The following is a 14,175-nucleotide window of genomic DNA, read 5'->3' as shown; positions in this document are numbered from 1 at the left end:
CGCCGGCCTCGTCTCCGACCGCAACACCACCGGCTGACACAAACCCCAGCCCAGACCCCCCGCGTCTCCAACGCAATCACGCACCAGCTCGTAAGGGCAAGGTGTGTGGCGAGCATGCGGACGGCGGCGATGCCGACGGCACCGAGTCCTGCCGGCTCGCCCACACCAGGGGCTCTGGCCGAACAGGCAGCCTCTGACTGAACCGGCCCTCGCTCCTTCAATCACCGATTGCGAGAGACCAGCGCTCTTGGATGACAGCCTGCTTCCGCTCAAGCTCCGCATCCATCATCCGGTTGGTGAAGGTCCCTGGAATCGTGAGGGAACGCCTACCAACTCTGACGATCCGCAGGTCCCACCAGATTCCGCTCCGCGACACTCGCTGCCGCCTTTCGATACCGGCAACCTCGCTCCAGGGAATCGATCGCTTTCTGGCGAGGGTGCGGATCTCCAACCCCGCCGCGGTCAGGAGTACCCGGCCATAGATCGAACTGATCGCGCTCAAAACCACTGCCACCGAGAAGACCCCGAAGACACCGACCAGCCACCATCCACCCGGCCCCTGCGCGGTCAAGCTCATCGCCACCATCACAGCAGCCAGTGCAAGCGCCACGATGCCGTTCCGCCACCAGTACCTTCGGCGGTCATCAGAGTTGAAGCCGATCCAGACATCGGGCATGACCACGATGCTACCGACATGCGCTCGAGCAACGACCATTCCGGCTTGACGAGTTGCGCTCCTGAGGCGTCTCGCCCCTCGCGCTGCGGCAGCCCTCACAGGCTGCCGCAGCGGCCAAGCGACATCAAAACTCAGGTTCTGGCTCGCATTCCGTGTAGTTGTTACGGAGAGTCAGATCTTCGGAGCCATGCGATGGCGGTTTGGATGGGCACGAAGCCGCGGTGAGGTGAGTTCCAGGGCCCGGTTGTCACGGCCGGCGCTCATGTGGTGGAGCCAGCGTTCGTACCAGTCGAGGAAGTCGGTGGCGGAGGAGACGTTGGGGCCCCAGAAGCCGTCGCTGTTACCAATGAGGATGCGGCCGGTGAGGGGACCGGTCACCGCGATGACGCATACGTCGGTGCAGCCCATCTCGATGATGTGGAGGAAGAGATCGCGTCCGTGGGCCCTGGGGTCTGTGCCGTCGAAGCCGCGGGGTGTACCCGGTTCTCCGCGCGGATTCATGACCAGCAGGGAACACTGCTCCAGCGGCATCAGGCCGTAGAACGGCGCCGCGCCTGAGCCGCCGATGTGCGTGAGGAACTGCCGATAGGCGTCGGGCAGGACGATGTCGTGCTCGGCCTCGAATGCAGCGACGCGTGCTCCCGCCAGCTTCGGACCGAGGCAGAACTTGTGCTGCTCTTCCCCGAAGGAGTGGCTGCGCAGTGGTTGGAAAGGGATCGCGGCCAGCTTGCGACGCAGGCGGGGTATGCGGGGATCCATCGTGCTCTTCTCTCGTCCCCGTCACCCTATGGGGGGCTGCGGTCAGCTGGCCAGAAGAACCCTCTTCCGCAGCAGAGCGAAGCCGGCCCGCCCGAACATCTGACGCTTGAGCATCTTGATCCAATTGACATGTCCTTCGACGACACCGGAACTCCAGGGCAGAGTCAGACCGGCGATGACGGCATCACGGTCACGTTCGACGCCTGCGGCGAGAGTGGGGCCAGGTCTTCGGCGACGAGGTCCTCGCCACGGCGATCCTCGACCGGCTCCTCCACCACTGTGAAGTGATCTCCATCAACGGCCCCAGCTACCGGCTCAAGAACCGCCTCCAGGCCATCGAGCGAGAGAACGACGTGACCTGACCAGCTGCGATCAAGACACCGGATCCTCGCCCGGCGGGATGAAGGCGTCGGCACCATCGGCATCCTCGACATGCCCCTGAGCATCGACCGTGATGGCCGTCGCCCGCCCCTGCGACGTGATGAGCCAGGCCAGCACCTGTTCCGTCAGCGGCGTTCCCCCTGGGCCCTCGTCCTCCCAATGCACCCGCCACCCTCCACCAGGCACCGCGGCCACGACCTGGTCAGCTCGCTCCAGGTAGGAGAAGTCCTCGTAGTCCGTCACCGCACGCAGAGCACCACGCTGGGGATCGACGACCAGGGCCGTCCCGGTCGCCTGGTCCCAGCCCTCCACACGCACCATGCGGCCGATCTCGGTGTCGGTGCCGTTGAAGATCGCGGTCCAGCCGGTCTGATTGAAATAGCGAAGAGACACCGCCCCATCATCTCCAACCACGACGCTCGCACTTCACAGGTCTCCTTGCTGGCTACGTAGGTGAGAACGAGGAACGCATGTAGACGGGTTTGGAGAACGTTCAGGCCTCCGCGGTGGGTGAGATGTTGGCGAGATCTGGGAACGCCCTCGAAGCAGGCACACGGTCGATGTGCTCCGTGAGGTGGAATGGGGCACCTGGCGTCGCGGGCAGTATTAGAACTGGGGTGCGCGGTGGGGACGATACTCAAAGGGATGAGCCGCGTTCGGTGGCACGAGCTGACGCACGCGTATGGATCGGCGGAAGAGGTTCCGGGCCGGCTGTCGCGGGTGGCGTGGGGCGATGCACCGACCAGCGCTTCAGCGTTAAGTGATCTTGGGCTGTGGCTTGGGGAGCTGTCCGTCTTCGACGCGACTGCCGAGGCGGTTCCGTTCCTGTGGGATCTCGCGGTGACTGACTCTGTGGCCAGCCGCTCCGGTGTGATCCAGCTGCTTATGACGATCCTCGAGCAGGCCAATCCTCCTCGACGCGACGTTCAATGCGCGGCCCACCAGGCCGTGCTCGACGGCCGACGGCTGGCAGACAGGCTGGCCCGTGACGGGGATCCCGCCGTGCAGGCAGTGGCTCAGGACTTGATGGCCGCGATTGACAACCACGTGTGTGAGGCCTGCCGCCCCGCCCGACCACAGGCCCGTTGTTGCTGACCGGCGGCCATCCACCGCACCGGGGAAGGCGCCACGTCTTTCGTCAGCCTGCGACCGCCTCGCCAGCACTCGGGCACGAGCCGAGGAGCCTGCCCAGGCCGGCTGAGCCAACGTCCGCGTTTCGCCCATCGCGCTGGTCCTGTCGGCCTGAAAAGTGGGCAGGCCCAGCGACATCACTGCTCGCCGTTGAGCAGCGAGTACATGAACATGTCCCGCCGGTCGGCCCCCACCTGCTGCCAGCTCCGCAGCAGCCCCTCGCGTTGGAACCCCGCGCGCTCGGCAGTGCGCAGGGAACCTGTGTTCCACGGCTCGACATACAGCTCAAGTCGAGGAATCCGCAATTCGCTCAAGGCCCAGTCGGAGACGGCGCCGACCGATGCCACGGCCGCCCCCCTGCCCGCGCGCCGACTCAACGACCCAGTAGCCCAAGGATGCCCGGCCCTGCCCCAGGTCCGTCAGCCACAGCCCCACGTTCCCGACCGGCCGACCATCAGCGCTCACGACGACGAACGGATACCCGGCCCTAGCGGTCGCCCGACCCCACTGCCGCTCGACGAACGCGACAGCTGCCGACTCTGAATAGGGCGAGGGCACTGTCGTGATCAACGGGATGTAGTCGTCCTCGGACGCCTCGCGGACAAGCTGAAGATCCGAAAGGCGCCACGGTCGAAGACTGAACCCCGCACCAGCAGCGAGTTCGGGCACATCGAGTGGTTGCTCCATCCGATCATCCTGGCGTGACACGAGACCGGCCGCACACAGGTATCCGCGCCTCTTCCGCGCTCTGCCTCTCCGCTGGAGCGACGAGCCGTGCTGGTCCCGGTGACGTCATTCCTCGGGTTCTGGCACACATTCCGTGAGCGACTCCGAGTCCGGCCTCACCGGACCCCAGTGAGGCGTGGTCCGCGCAGCTCACACGACGTGCGTACCTCCTGATGGCGATAGCCAGCAGGATCTTTCACGGAAAGTGAGCCAGAACCCGAAGTCGGTTCTGGCACACATTCCGTGACGACGATCATCGGGTTCTGCCACGGTGACGTAGCGTCATCTAGGACCGTGGTGCGGTGTGATGACCTCATAGGAATGCTGTTTCCGCACTTCGACGCGGTTCTGGTGGAGCGGGTGTTCACAGAGTGCGGTGTGGTTCACATCGTGGCGAGAACTCTCGATGGCAGTGCTTCGTGCCCGGACTGCGAGCTTCCGTCGGGTCGTGTGCACAGCTGCTACGAGCGTCGGCTGGCCGATACCCCGGTCGGCGACCAGCCGGTTGTGATCGAGCTGACCGTGCGGCGGCTGTACTGCGATAACGCCCGGTGCGGGCGTCGTACGTTCGTCGAGCAGGTCGAGGGGCTGACGTTCCGGTACGGGAGACGGACGTCTGCTTCGCGCCGGGTCCTGGAGGCCGTGGCCGTTGCGCTCGCCGGCCGGGCGGGAGCCCGGCTGGCCGTGATGCTACACAGCACGGTCAGCCGTACGACGCTGCTGCGGCTTCTGATGGCGATTCCTGACCCCTCCTGGAAAGTGCCCAAGGTGCTCGGGGTCGATGATTTCGCGACCCGCCGCGGACCTCGGTCAGTTTGCGCACGGCGTCGTCGATGCGGTCCATGGCCTCCTCGCTCTGGAGGAACAACCCGAGCCGGTCGGCGAGGAACATGCGGACGACCGCCACACCGTCGGCTAGGGCGGTGTCCACGTTGTAGTCGGCGCGGGCCTTCTCCGACTCCTTGAGCACGGCCGGGATCGTGTACGTCCGCTGCTCGGGGATGAGGCCCTCCTTTCGCCACTTCGCGTACGGGATCGGGCCAACGGCGTCACGGCGAGCACGGTGTTCGTTGGTCGGGCGACCGCCCGCGGTACGGCAGGCGCGTCCTGTGGCCGCCTTGCGGGTGGGGCATTCCAGGCGTCGCGTCCAGGAGCGGACGAGATCTGTCAGACGGATGGTGCGAACGCCGCCGGAGCTTGCGACAAGTAGGGGTTGAGGCCGCCATCGGGCGGTCCGGAGAGGGAGACTTCGTGGTACCCGATCACGACGACAGCGACAGCGATGCTCAGCTGATCCGTTCGGTGGACGACGCAGCGGCGTTCACGCCACTCGTGGAGAGGCATTCGTCCGCCCTGCACGGCTACTTCGCCCGGCGCGTGCCCGCCTCAGCCGACGACCTGCTGGCCGAGACCTGGCTGCAGGCGTTCGCCACGCGGCGCACCTTCGACACTTCGCGCGGCTCCGCCCGGGCCTGGCTCTTTGGGGTGGCCCGTAACGTGCTGGCCGGGTATCTCCGGCGCGCCGGACGGGAAGTGACCTCGCCGGCACCCGCGGCCAGCGACCCGTGGCAAGCGGTAGACCAGCGGCTGGACGCGGCCGCGCTGGCTCCCGCCCTGCACCGGGCACTGGCCGATCTGCCCATCGGTGAGCGGGAGTTGATACTGCTCGTCACCTGGGAGCATCTGACACCGACTGAGGCCGCTGCGGTCGTCGGCATCCCGGCCGGTACAGCCCGCTCCCGCCTGCACCGCGCACGGAGCCGGTTGCGTGAACGGCTCGCACAGCCCCGCCCGGCACGGCGCCATATGACGGTCACCGGAGACCTGGCATGAACGAGAACATCCCCACCGCACACGAATCGGAAGGAACGGGCATGACGGAGCGACAGGAGCTTCTCGACTTTCCCGGCGCGGAAGCGCTCCAGGCCGCAGGCCACGTGGAGCCCCCGTCCGCACAGGCCATCGCCCGGGCGATGGCGGCGGTCCGCGCGGCCGCCCAGGACGAGGCTGGCAGCGCCGCGGTGACCCCGTTCCGGCGCCGCCGCATCCGCGTCCTATCCGGCCGACGGATCACGGCGACCGTCCTGGCGGCAGCCGCGGTTGCGGCGGGTGTCGTGGTGTACACGGGTACGGGCGCGGGATCGACGGGCGCGACGCACCGGACGACGACGGCCATCACCACCGCGACATTCCTCAACGACACCGCCGAAGTCGCCGCCACCACGCCGATCTCGTACGGGCCCTACTGGAGGATGCGTCTGAAGGCGTCGGGCTCGAACGGCACTTCCCGTACGTTCACCGAGTACATCTCACGGTCCGGTCACTACTCCGTCGTGGCCAACGGCCGGACCTACCACAAGCCCCTTGCGGGAACCTGGCGGCTGGGGCCCAAGCAGTTGGGCTGGAACGATCTGGACCGGCTGCCCACGGACCCGGCGGCGCTTCTCTCACTCATGAACAGTTCGAAAGAGTACGCAGGCCAGAGTGCCTTCGTCCAGGCGGGTTCCATCCTCGGGTCCTCCCCCGCGAGCCCGCATCTGCGGGCGGCCCTCTACAAGGCGCTGGCCCGCATGCAGGGCGTCAAGCTCGTCGGCACCGTCAAGGACGGTACCGGGCGCAGCGGTACGGAGCTGGTGTTCAACGGGGTCGCGAGCCAGGACCGCATGATTGTCGACCCCAGGACCGGCGTGCTCCTGGAGACCGTGAGCGTGCAGACCAAGGGGTCGCTCCATCCGGTCAACCGTCTGACGTACCTGTCCGTGGGCCCGGCCACGAAGATCGGCTGACGCGTCAGTACACGGATGAGAAAACGGACCAGGACACGGCTCAGAAAGCATAAGACAGCGGACACAGCCGGGCGCTCCGTCGGACGACGGCGGAGCGCCCGGCTGTTCCGTACGGCCTGCGCTGCCGACCCCGTCATGGACCGCCCGCACCGTCACAGTTGCCCGCGGAGCAGCGCGAACGCCCCCGGCGCGTACGACAAGTACGGGGTGAGACCGCCGGGGAGCATCCGGCTCCCCGCGCCGGCGAACGGAGACTGATGATGAGCAGGATTGCGGGACGCGGGCGGCACCTCACGGTGGCCGTCACCGCGGCACTCGCCCTGGCAGCGTGCGTGGGGATGGCAGCGTCCGCGCAAGCCTCCGCCCCGGCCCCTGCGGGCCCGGCCTGGACGGCCGAGACGGCACCGGTGGACGCGGGCAACCTCTACAGTGAGGCGCGCCTGGACGACCACACCACCTGGGCTGTCGGCACCAGTTTCACCACCAACGCGCCACTGCTGCTGAGCCGCGACGACACCAACGGCCAGGGCTGGCAGGAGGTCCCCCACCCGGGGGACACCCCGTCCGGCTCCTGGTACAGGTCCGTCTCGGCCTCCTCCGCCCAGAATGCCTGGGTGGCCGAGGGCAGCACCGGCAGCGGGAACGTGCCCGTCCACCACTGGGACGGCAGCACATGGCAGACCACGCAGGCGCCGGCCCCGCAGCACGTCGGCAACGCGGCACTCCACCTCGCCGCCGTCTCTGCGACCGACGTCTGGGGCGCGGGCTGGTACTGGAGCGATGATGGGGCTGGGCACCAAACACTGCAGGGGATGCTGGATCACTGGGACGGCGCCGCCTGGACGTCCGTGGCGCTGCCGGCCGGTGTCGACGTCGCAAACTTCACGGCGGTGACCGCCACGTCCGCCAACGACGTGTGGGCCGTAGGACACTCCTCTGCGGACCAGCCGGCCGTGCTGCACTACGACGGCAGTTCCTGGAAGCAGGCGACTCTTCCGAAGGTCGGACTGTACGGGGAAATCCGCGGTATCACCGTCTCCGGTCCCAACGACGTGTGGGCCGTGGGCCGGGTGCTGACCAGCGAGACCGACAGTGGTCACGCGCTGGCGATGCACTGGAACGGCAGTTCCTGGACGCGGGTGAAGACCCCGGCCCAAGCCGGTCCGCTCTCCTCGGTCGCGGAGACGCCGAGCGGCATGCTCGCCGTGGGCCTGGACCATGACCAGGCGAACGGGATCGCGCTGTACTCGACGGCAGGGACTCTGCGGATGCAGACCCTGCCGCAGGTGTCCGGCGCCCCGGTCCAGCCCGCCTACGTCGATGCGGTCGGAGACAGGTTGACCGTGGTCGGGGATGTCACTCCTGCCGGGGCGGATATGCCGGCGCCTGCGGTCCTCACCAGCAGGTGGTGACCGCACAGAAGCGCTGAACCGCCCCTGCCCGGCGACCTGGTGCCGTGGGGTGCGCTACGACCCGTGCCGGGCGGTGAGCCCGGCACGGGTCGAAGGCGCGAGTCGCTGCTGCTGTAGCTGCTCTTGGTCCACTCCGGCGCGGTTCCGGCTCCGGCCGAGGGCTTGAGGGTCATGCGTCTCCCCGCCGTTTCTTGATGAAGGCCGGCGACTCACCTGCAGACTTTGGTCGAGTGGGTAACGACGCTCATCGTCACCCGCGAGGGTGGCCGGCGGTGCAAGCTCCCGCCGCACCAGCGGGCGGTCGTCGCGCTCGTTCATCCAGTACGTCGTCCGGCCATTGCAGGGCGGCCACTTTGGGGTCGGCGCGGAAGCGGTCGAAGTCGAAGCTGAGGCCGCCGTCCCGGCGGCGGGCCATCAACTCGGGGAAGGGCCAGGGCCGGACGTCGCGCAGCGCGGTGGTGGTGCCCTGGGCGATGGCGGCCAGCTTCTCGAGCCGGTCGAGGTCGTCGTCGTAGGCGACGGGGCGGTGGCCGGTCCAGCACCAGAACGGGGAGGCGCCCAGGCTCCAGATGTCGCCGGGTGGCTGGGCGGGGATGTGGGTGTCGGCGGGGGTGGAGAGGATCGCGGTGGCGATTTCGGGGGCGGTGGTGTGGGTGAGGGCGCCCCGGTACGGGACGCGGCGTTCGTTGCCGGGGCCGCAGGCGAGTGCCTAGTCGATGACTGCGGCGTGGCCGCCGGACGTGACGAGGGTGTTGGTGGGCTGGACGTCGGCGTGGGCCCATCCGGCGGCGTGCATGCGGGCGAGGTGTTCCGTCCAGGTGCGGGCGATGCCCGCGAGCCGGGGGCGTACCGAGGCGCGGTCTCCTTCCGGGCCGCGGGCGAGGGCCCGCCACAGGGGTACACCGTCGATCCAGTTGACGGCCAGCCACCGGCCGCCGTCCCATGTCCCGGCGCTCACCCGGTAGTCGGGGCTGAGGGCGCTGGCGGCCGTGAGGCGAAGGAGGTGGTCGTCCTCCTGGGCCATCTCGGCGGCCTTGTCGCGGGCGTCGTCGCCGCCGGGGTTGTCGGCCTTCAGCGCGACGGCGCTCTTGGGGCCCTGGATCTTCCAGGCCCAGGAGCCGCACCGGTCGCTCAGGAGCTGGATCGTGGTGGGTTCGCCGGTGTGTCGGGTGAGGAGGGCGACGGCTTCGCCGGGGGGAGCAGGTGCCTGGCCCATGTGCGGATGTCCTTCCAATCGGTGGGGATGTGCTCGAACACGTCGCGGCCGTCGTCGTCGGCTGCGGCGAGCGCGGCGGCCAGGTCAGGGGTCGCGCGCAGGAACTGCGGGTCGCGGCGACGGACGGCGGCCCTCACGGGGAGGAACGAGGCGGGGGCGGCCGGGATCCGATGGCCAGCCGTAGTGACTTCCTCTTCTCCCGCATAGAACTTGCCGAACATCACCCCGACCGGCCCGTACAGGTTCTTCAACGCCCAGTGCGGCCAGGCGAGCAGATCGCGGTGCCGGGTTCCGGGCACCTCGCCCAACAGGACGATGTTCTCGCACCGCAGGACGCCGTGCGGCCGGTCCAGCAAGGGCCGCAGCCACTCCGCGGCCTGGGCGCCCGCGTGGAAGAGCTCCGCCTCCACAGCTTCGGCGTCGCCGTCGGCGCGGTAGACCGTCCAGGTCGTCAGGCCCGCCCGCAGCGACGGGGCGAGGTAGGGGCAGTGGGCGGTCATCTGGCGTGCGTAGTCGCTGATGTCCACGGAGCTTGGTCGGGTGGTGCTGGGCTCAACGAGGCGCAGCGCCCCGGCGGTGGGCCGGGGCGCTGCGCTGGTGCGGGTGGTGGTCACCGGCGGGTGGTCTCCGGCTGGTCGGGGGCGATGTCGCCGTCGCCGCCGGCGGGGCCGCAGTCCCACTCCGCGACCACGATGCCGCTCTTCTGGTAGCGGGCGATGGCGGCTTGGTCGACGTTGCCGTGGGCGTCGGTGAACCAGATCTCCGGCAGCGGTCCGTACGCCTCTTCGTAGGCGGTGACCCAGGTGATCGGGCCGTGGCCGTTGTTCGCGACGTGCTGGATGGGCTGCCCGGCGGTCTCCAGGCACAAGGCCTTATAGGCCGGGGTGCCGAGCAGGTCGTGCCACGTCTTGTCGACGGCCGGGGAGAACATCTCGGGTGCGGGCTGGCCGGTGCGGAAGCGCCGGCCGGTGATGGTCAGGAACCGGCGCAGCTCGGTCGTTGCGGTGCTCATGGTGGTGCCCCTCTCGGTGTCGATGCGTATCTGGGCGTCGTCGTCGGAGAAGTCCCTGGGTACGTGGAGGTAGCGGCGCGGGTCGGTCAGCTCCGACATGCCCAGCGGCACGGCGAGCGCCTCGTGCAGCGGAGTCACCCACTCACGCATGAACTCCCGGCGCTTGCAGGTCAGCAGCCCGTACGCGACGCCGCCGACAGTCGCGGCCGAAGCGGCGGCGATACCGCCGGTCTCCAGCGTCGTCAGGGCAGGGTCGGGGTTCTCCCAGATGTCGCGGGCGGTAGCGAAGGTGGAGTCCTGGTTCTCCCACAGCGTCCAGTAGCCGCCCGCGCCCGTCGCGGCCAGGCCACTGATGCGGAAGGTCAGGCGCTGCCACCCGGCCCGGTAGGAAGAACGGGACACCTTGCCTTCGACCTTCGGCAGGACACGGGTGCCCGTACGCCAGAACATCGCGTCCGTCTTCCGCTCCCCGTCCAGGGGGCGGCCGGCCAGGAACCGGCCGATGCCGAACGCCGCTGATTCGGCGGTCTCTTCCACCTGCTTGTCGAACTTGGTTTGTGCCATGGCGGTGCCCCTTCGGTGTGCGTCCAGGCACCTCACACCCGGAAGCGGACACCCCCATTTCTAGGAGCCCGGCCCTATGGATAAAGTCCAGCGATTTACGGGCTGGAGCCCGGATCTGTGGGCGTGTGACAACACAGCACAGTTGGCAATTCAGCAGCGTGGTTGGCAAACACCCAGAAAGGGCCCTCTCGGACGGCGCTGACCTGCGACTTCGGGGCGACGGGTTGCCAACTAGCCTGCGTCATCCTTGCCAACTACGAAGCGTCAGAACGGTCTGACAAGGGACGTCTTCCCCGCTCATTGGCCAACTGTGCTGCGTTGTCACAGGGCGGCTGTGACTTTGATCGGCAGCTGGCAGATTTGATTTCCAACTGGCGAGCCCGCCGCGTTGGATCGCATGACCAGCGGCTTCTTGAGCCGAGACACGATGGTTGGAACCTGGCCACGACGGTGGGAACCGGTGGTTGTGTGCCGCTCGGTAGGGGTGAATTCGTTTGAGCCGGAGTGGCCCTGGACAGTCGGGCTGAAACGAGTCAGCGGAGGCGGGAGGAGGACAGGATCGAGGCCAGGTGCACGATGACTGCCACCCATGTGCCCAGGTCACGCTGGAATCACCTTCGAGACCGCCCCCCCCTACCCCACTACTCCGGGCTTCGCGACGGTAGCCGTTGTGTGATCCGGTTGAACAAGTCCGTCAGCGGCTCGCCAATGTCCTGACCGAACTCGGTCAGCCCGTAGGTGACCTGGGGCGGCGTCGTCGGCTCTACCTTCCGCCAGACCAGGCCATCCTGGACCAGCGCGCGCAAGGTCTGAGCAAGCATCTTCTCGCTGATGCCCCGGATGGTGTCGCGCAGCTCGTAGAACCGAAGATCGTTGCTTCGCAAGGAGATGAGCACCCAGACACCCCACCTGCTGGTCACGTGATCGACCACGTCACGCGCGGGGCAGTCGGTGTGAAACACCTCATACCGACTGCCCGCCTCGGCTGGCGTCACCTGCATGCCTTCCCTCATGTCCGGAGCTTACCTCTGGGTATGTTCTTACGAAGAGTAAGTCTGGCTCCTAGCGTCAATTACCGCAGCGCACAACGGACTAGGAGCTGAAGATGATCGTGGTGACCGGAGCTACCGGCAATGTAGGCCGACCTTTGACGCAGGCCCTGGCCGAGGCGGGTGAGCAGGTGACGGCGGTGTCACGGCGGGCGGTGGCGATGCCAGACGGAGTCCGGCATGTGGCGGCCGACCTGGCCGAGCCGACAGGCCTCGCACCCATGTTGGACGGGGCAAAGGCTCTGTTTCTCTTGCTGTCCGGCGACCTTCACGCCCCCGCAGCCAGGCCGACCGACATCATCGGCCTGGCTGCGGCCAGCGGGGTTCGCCGGGTCGTCCTGCTGTCTTCGCAGGGCGTGGCGACCAGGCCGCTCGGCCCGTCGCGGGTCGCGATGCGCACGGTGGAGGACGCGTTGCGGGAGTCCGGCCTGGACTGGGCCGTGCTGCGACCGGGCGGTTTCGCCTCCAACGCCTTGGCCTGGGCGGAGTCCGTCCGCACGCAAGGGATGGTCGCCGCGCCCTTCGGCGACGTCGGGGTGCCGGTCGTCGACCCTGCGGACATCGCCGAGGTCGCGGCGGCCTGCCTGCTGGACGACCGGCACACCGGCGGGGTGTACGAGCTGACCGGGCCAGAGGTCATCACGCCGCGTCAGCAGGCGGAGGAGATCGCCGCCGCGCTCGGCTCGCCCGTGCGGTTTCACGAACTCACCCGCAGTGAGGCCAAGGCCACGATGACGGAGTTCGTGCCGATGGAACTCGCCGACGACACCCTGGACATCATCTCCGCCCCGAACCCGGCCGAACTGCGGATCAGCCCGGATGTGGAACGAGTCCTCGGCCGCGCCCCGCACCCCTTCAACGGCTGGGTCGCCCGCAACATCGCCGCTTTCCGCTGAGGCACAACTCAACTGAAGCCCCCGGGCAGCCTCGTGCGACTGCGACCGCACGAGGCGCCCACCTTCGTACCGCCGCCGGCGCGCGGGGCACCGAGCCGCGCAGGCCCTCAGGCCAGGCCCTGCCGAACAGACCGCCGCAGGTTGCAAGAAGCGTGACCAGATGGTTCCAACAAGCGTGTCCCGCAAGGTCGAAACCGCCATACACTCCCCCGGCCGGCGGTCCACGCACAGGGCGCGCGGTGGCGTTCACCGCACCCACTCATCCCCGGCGGCGGCCCCGTGCGGTGCGCCACCGGTTCGGCCAGCCAGTGGGGTACTGCCGTGAGCGGGAGCGACGCCGGACGGGTGGCGGCTTCGGCGATGGGTACAGGCTTGCAGGTTGTTCAAGACGGCTGGCAACTGTTCTAGTGCCGGATCAGGCAACGTTCGCCCTGTCGACAACGGCGCGTAGGCGCTGGTCGTCGGCGTGGCGGTTCCGCCAGATGATGTAGCGGCGGATCATGCTGCCTTGTTCCTTGTGGCCGGCATGGTCCGTGCCGTCGAGGGTGAAGTAGCGCAGGGCGGTGAACTGGGCCTCGATGCGGTTGAGCCAGGAGCTGTTGGTCGGGGTGTAGGCCATCTCGACGTTGTTCGCCTCGGCCCAGGTGCCGACGCGCTGGCACTTCTTCGTGGTCAGGTGCGGAGAGAAGTTGTCGCTGACGATTGCGATCCGGACCGCGCGCGGGTAGAGGCTGCGCAGGTAGCGGCAGAACTCCAGGAACTGCGTCCGCTTCTTGACCGGTTTGATGTGGCCGTAGAGCTTGTCCTTGGCCAGGTCCAGGGCGGCGAACAGATGGCGCACTCCGCCGTAGCGGTTATAGGTCGCCCGGCGCCTTCGTCGGGGTTCACGGCCGCGATCCTTGTGCTTGCCTCCGCGTTCGGCCCACTGGCGGCCCGGGTGCGGCATCAGGTTGAGTGGCCCGAACTCGTCCATGCAGAAGATGACGTCGGGCTCGCCGTTCTCGGGTATGACCTCTCCGTCGGCGATCGCATAGAGGTGCTCGACGCGGGCTTTCTTGGCCGCGTACTCCGGATCGCGGGAGGTCTTCCAGGTCTTCAGACGTTGAAAGGAGACGCCTTCCTCGCGGAGCAGGATGCGCAGGCCCTCGTGGCTGATGTCGTCGACCACCCCCTCGGCGACCAGGAAGTCCGCCAGTTTGGTCAGACTCCAGGTCGAGAACGGCAGGTCATGCTCGGTCGGCTTGGACTTCGCGATCTTCTTAATCTCGCGCCGCTCGGCCAGCGTGAACGTCTTCGGGCGGCCGCCGGAGTACTTCGGATACAGCGAGCTGAAGCCGTCGGCATTGAAGTTGTGGATCACGTCTCGGACCCGGTCTGCGCTTGTGAAGGAGACCTCAGCAATCTTCGTCACCCCCATGCCCTGTGCGGACAGCAGCACCATCTGGCCCCGCCGCCAGGTCACCACCGAGCCAGCGCCACGGCGGACAGTTCGCAGCAGCCGCCTGCCCTCGTCGTCATCGATTTCGCGAACCCGTACACGCTCTGGCATCCGCAAAGGATCTCGCTC

Annotated in this window: 16 protein-coding genes and 4 pseudogenes; 8 read left to right on the top strand and 12 right to left on the bottom strand. The window is 68.1% G+C overall.

Annotated elements, in window-relative coordinates; all coding sequences use genetic code 11:
• Positions 1 to 217 precede the first annotated feature (217 nt).
• The 3 genes and pseudogenes from AB0D53_RS40530 to AB0D53_RS40520 all read right to left on the bottom strand — a co-directional run.
• The gene (locus AB0D53_RS40530; protein WP_362454368.1) at positions 218 to 676 is read right to left on the bottom strand and encodes a hypothetical protein; all 459 of its coding nucleotides are present in this window, start codon (positions 674 to 676) and stop codon (positions 218 to 220) included.
• Between the two features lie 171 nt (positions 677 to 847).
• The gene (locus tag AB0D53_RS40525) at positions 848 to 1,435 is read right to left on the bottom strand and encodes an SMI1/KNR4 family protein (RefSeq protein ID WP_362454367.1); all 588 of its coding nucleotides are present in this window, start codon (positions 1,433 to 1,435) and stop codon (positions 848 to 850) included.
• A 42-nt stretch (positions 1,436 to 1,477) separates the two neighbouring features.
• Positions 1,478 to 1,657, bottom strand: a pseudogene (locus AB0D53_RS40520) (ISL3 family transposase); the annotation flags it as partial.
• Between AB0D53_RS40520 and AB0D53_RS40515 the strand changes: the two are divergent.
• Positions 1,648 to 1,797 (top strand): annotated as a pseudogene (locus AB0D53_RS40515) (ATP-binding protein); the annotation flags it as partial. The pseudogenes AB0D53_RS40520 and AB0D53_RS40515 overlap by 10 nt on opposite strands.
• 10 nt (positions 1,798 to 1,807) lie before the next feature.
• On the opposite strand, the gene AB0D53_RS40510 reads toward AB0D53_RS40515, so the two are convergent.
• Entirely contained in the window at positions 1,808 to 2,209 is a 402-nt protein-coding gene (locus tag AB0D53_RS40510) for a hypothetical protein (RefSeq protein ID WP_362454366.1), read from the bottom strand.
• A gap of 252 nt (positions 2,210 to 2,461) precedes the next feature.
• Here AB0D53_RS40510 and AB0D53_RS40505 point away from each other — a divergent pair, with 252 nt between their 5' ends.
• Entirely contained in the window at positions 2,462 to 2,911 is a 450-nt protein-coding gene (locus AB0D53_RS40505; RefSeq protein WP_362454365.1) for a hypothetical protein, read from the top strand.
• Between the two features lie 173 nt (positions 2,912 to 3,084).
• Here the strand turns inward: AB0D53_RS40505 and AB0D53_RS40500 are convergent, their stop codons facing one another.
• Together AB0D53_RS40500 and AB0D53_RS40495 are read right to left on the bottom strand one after the other, a co-directional pair.
• Positions 3,085 to 3,294 carry a GNAT family protein gene (locus tag AB0D53_RS40500; RefSeq protein ID WP_362454364.1) on the bottom strand — a complete coding sequence of 70 codons (210 nt, stop codon included), beginning with the start codon at positions 3,292 to 3,294 and terminating at the stop codon, positions 3,085 to 3,087.
• Positions 3,233 to 3,634 carry a GNAT family N-acetyltransferase gene (locus AB0D53_RS40495; RefSeq protein WP_362454363.1) on the bottom strand — a complete coding sequence of 134 codons (402 nt, stop codon included), beginning with the start codon at positions 3,632 to 3,634 and terminating at the stop codon, positions 3,233 to 3,235. Before AB0D53_RS40495 ends, AB0D53_RS40500 begins: the two co-directional genes overlap by 62 nt.
• Positions 3,635 to 3,994: 360 nt before the next feature.
• Here AB0D53_RS40495 and AB0D53_RS40490 point away from each other — a divergent pair.
• Positions 3,995 to 4,207 (top strand): annotated as a pseudogene (locus AB0D53_RS40490) (transposase family protein); the annotation flags it as partial.
• A gap of 169 nt (positions 4,208 to 4,376) precedes the next feature.
• Here the strand turns inward: AB0D53_RS40490 and AB0D53_RS40485 are convergent.
• Positions 4,377 to 4,643, bottom strand: a complete 267-nt coding sequence (locus AB0D53_RS40485) for a hypothetical protein (protein WP_362454370.1) — start codon at positions 4,641 to 4,643, stop codon at positions 4,377 to 4,379.
• Between the two features lie 281 nt (positions 4,644 to 4,924).
• Here AB0D53_RS40485 and AB0D53_RS40480 point away from each other — a divergent pair, with 281 nt between their 5' ends.
• The 4 genes and pseudogenes from AB0D53_RS40480 to AB0D53_RS40465 all read left to right on the top strand — a co-directional run.
• On the top strand, positions 4,925 to 5,506 hold the full coding sequence (locus AB0D53_RS40480; RefSeq protein ID WP_362454362.1) for an RNA polymerase sigma factor: 582 nt from the start codon (positions 4,925 to 4,927) through the stop codon (positions 5,504 to 5,506).
• 41 nt (positions 5,507 to 5,547) lie between these two features.
• Positions 5,548 to 6,459 carry a CU044_5270 family protein gene (locus tag AB0D53_RS40475; RefSeq protein WP_362454361.1) on the top strand — a complete coding sequence of 304 codons (912 nt, stop codon included), beginning with the start codon at positions 5,548 to 5,550 and terminating at the stop codon, positions 6,457 to 6,459.
• Positions 6,460 to 6,719: 260 nt separating this feature from the next.
• Positions 6,720 to 7,871 carry a hypothetical protein gene (locus AB0D53_RS40470; protein WP_362454360.1) on the top strand — a complete coding sequence of 384 codons (1,152 nt, stop codon included), beginning with the start codon at positions 6,720 to 6,722 and terminating at the stop codon, positions 7,869 to 7,871.
• Positions 7,872 to 8,084: 213 nt separating this feature from the next.
• A pseudogene (locus tag AB0D53_RS40465) lies at positions 8,085 to 8,189 on the top strand (IS5/IS1182 family transposase); the annotation flags it as partial.
• Positions 8,190 to 8,580: 391 nt separating this feature from the next.
• Here the strand turns inward: AB0D53_RS40465 and AB0D53_RS40460 are convergent.
• The 4 genes from AB0D53_RS40460 to AB0D53_RS40445 all read right to left on the bottom strand — a co-directional run bounded on the left by AB0D53_RS40460 (position 8,581) and on the right by AB0D53_RS40445 (position 11,676).
• Complete coding sequence (locus AB0D53_RS40460) at positions 8,581 to 9,087, bottom strand: hypothetical protein (protein WP_362454359.1); 507 nt, start codon at positions 9,085 to 9,087, stop codon at positions 8,581 to 8,583.
• A complete protein-coding gene (locus AB0D53_RS40455) occupies positions 9,003 to 9,701 on the bottom strand; it encodes a DUF6875 domain-containing protein (RefSeq protein WP_362454358.1) in 699 nt (232 codons plus the stop codon). The genes AB0D53_RS40460 and AB0D53_RS40455 overlap by 85 nt, the downstream gene beginning before the upstream one ends.
• On the bottom strand, positions 9,698 to 10,663 hold the full coding sequence (locus AB0D53_RS40450; RefSeq protein WP_362454357.1) for a hypothetical protein: 966 nt from the start codon (positions 10,661 to 10,663) through the stop codon (positions 9,698 to 9,700). Before AB0D53_RS40450 ends, AB0D53_RS40455 begins: the two co-directional genes overlap by 4 nt.
• 641 nt (positions 10,664 to 11,304) lie before the next feature.
• Positions 11,305 to 11,676 (bottom strand): helix-turn-helix domain-containing protein, encoded by a 372-nt coding sequence (locus tag AB0D53_RS40445; RefSeq protein ID WP_362454356.1) that lies wholly within the window; start codon positions 11,674 to 11,676, stop codon positions 11,305 to 11,307.
• A 92-nt stretch (positions 11,677 to 11,768) separates the two neighbouring features.
• Between AB0D53_RS40445 and AB0D53_RS40440 the strand changes: the two genes are divergently transcribed.
• Complete coding sequence (locus AB0D53_RS40440; protein WP_362454355.1) at positions 11,769 to 12,608, top strand: NAD(P)H-binding protein; 840 nt, start codon at positions 11,769 to 11,771, stop codon at positions 12,606 to 12,608.
• A gap of 415 nt (positions 12,609 to 13,023) precedes the next feature.
• Here the strand turns inward: AB0D53_RS40440 and AB0D53_RS40435 are convergent, their stop codons facing one another.
• A complete protein-coding gene (locus AB0D53_RS40435) occupies positions 13,024 to 14,157 on the bottom strand; it encodes an IS630 family transposase (protein WP_362454354.1) in 1,134 nt (377 codons plus the stop codon).
• Positions 14,158 to 14,175 lie beyond the last annotated feature (18 nt).

This window comes from Streptomyces sp. NPDC048295 (assembly GCF_040652135.1).
Taxonomy (GTDB): domain Bacteria; phylum Actinomycetota; class Actinomycetes; order Streptomycetales; family Streptomycetaceae; genus Streptomyces.
The sequence above is the reverse complement of the archived record's forward strand: the minus strand, read 5'-3'. Positions and strand labels throughout refer to the sequence as shown.

Coding starts and splice junctions, on each gene's coding strand:
- AB0D53_RS40450 (WP_362454357.1), bottom strand. CDS start 10,663: ATGGCACAAACCAAGTTCGACAAGCAGGTGGAAGAGACCGCCGAATCA.
- AB0D53_RS40460 (WP_362454359.1), bottom strand. CDS start 9,087: ATGGGCCAGGCACCTGCTCCCCCCGGCGAAGCCGTCGCCCTCCTCACC.
- AB0D53_RS40470 (WP_362454360.1), top strand. CDS start 6,720: ATGAGCAGGATTGCGGGACGCGGGCGGCACCTCACGGTGGCCGTCACC.
- AB0D53_RS40475 (WP_362454361.1), top strand. CDS start 5,548: ATGACGGAGCGACAGGAGCTTCTCGACTTTCCCGGCGCGGAAGCGCTC.
- AB0D53_RS40435 (WP_362454354.1), bottom strand. CDS start 14,157: ATGCCAGAGCGTGTACGGGTTCGCGAAATCGATGACGACGAGGGCAGG.
- AB0D53_RS40505 (WP_362454365.1), top strand. CDS start 2,462: ATGAGCCGCGTTCGGTGGCACGAGCTGACGCACGCGTATGGATCGGCG.
- AB0D53_RS40445 (WP_362454356.1), bottom strand. CDS start 11,676: ATGAGGGAAGGCATGCAGGTGACGCCAGCCGAGGCGGGCAGTCGGTAT.
- AB0D53_RS40530 (WP_362454368.1), bottom strand. CDS start 676: ATGCCCGATGTCTGGATCGGCTTCAACTCTGATGACCGCCGAAGGTAC.
- AB0D53_RS40440 (WP_362454355.1), top strand. CDS start 11,769: ATGATCGTGGTGACCGGAGCTACCGGCAATGTAGGCCGACCTTTGACG.
- AB0D53_RS40525 (WP_362454367.1), bottom strand. CDS start 1,435: ATGGATCCCCGCATACCCCGCCTGCGTCGCAAGCTGGCCGCGATCCCT.
- AB0D53_RS40495 (WP_362454363.1), bottom strand. CDS start 3,634: ATGGAGCAACCACTCGATGTGCCCGAACTCGCTGCTGGTGCGGGGTTC.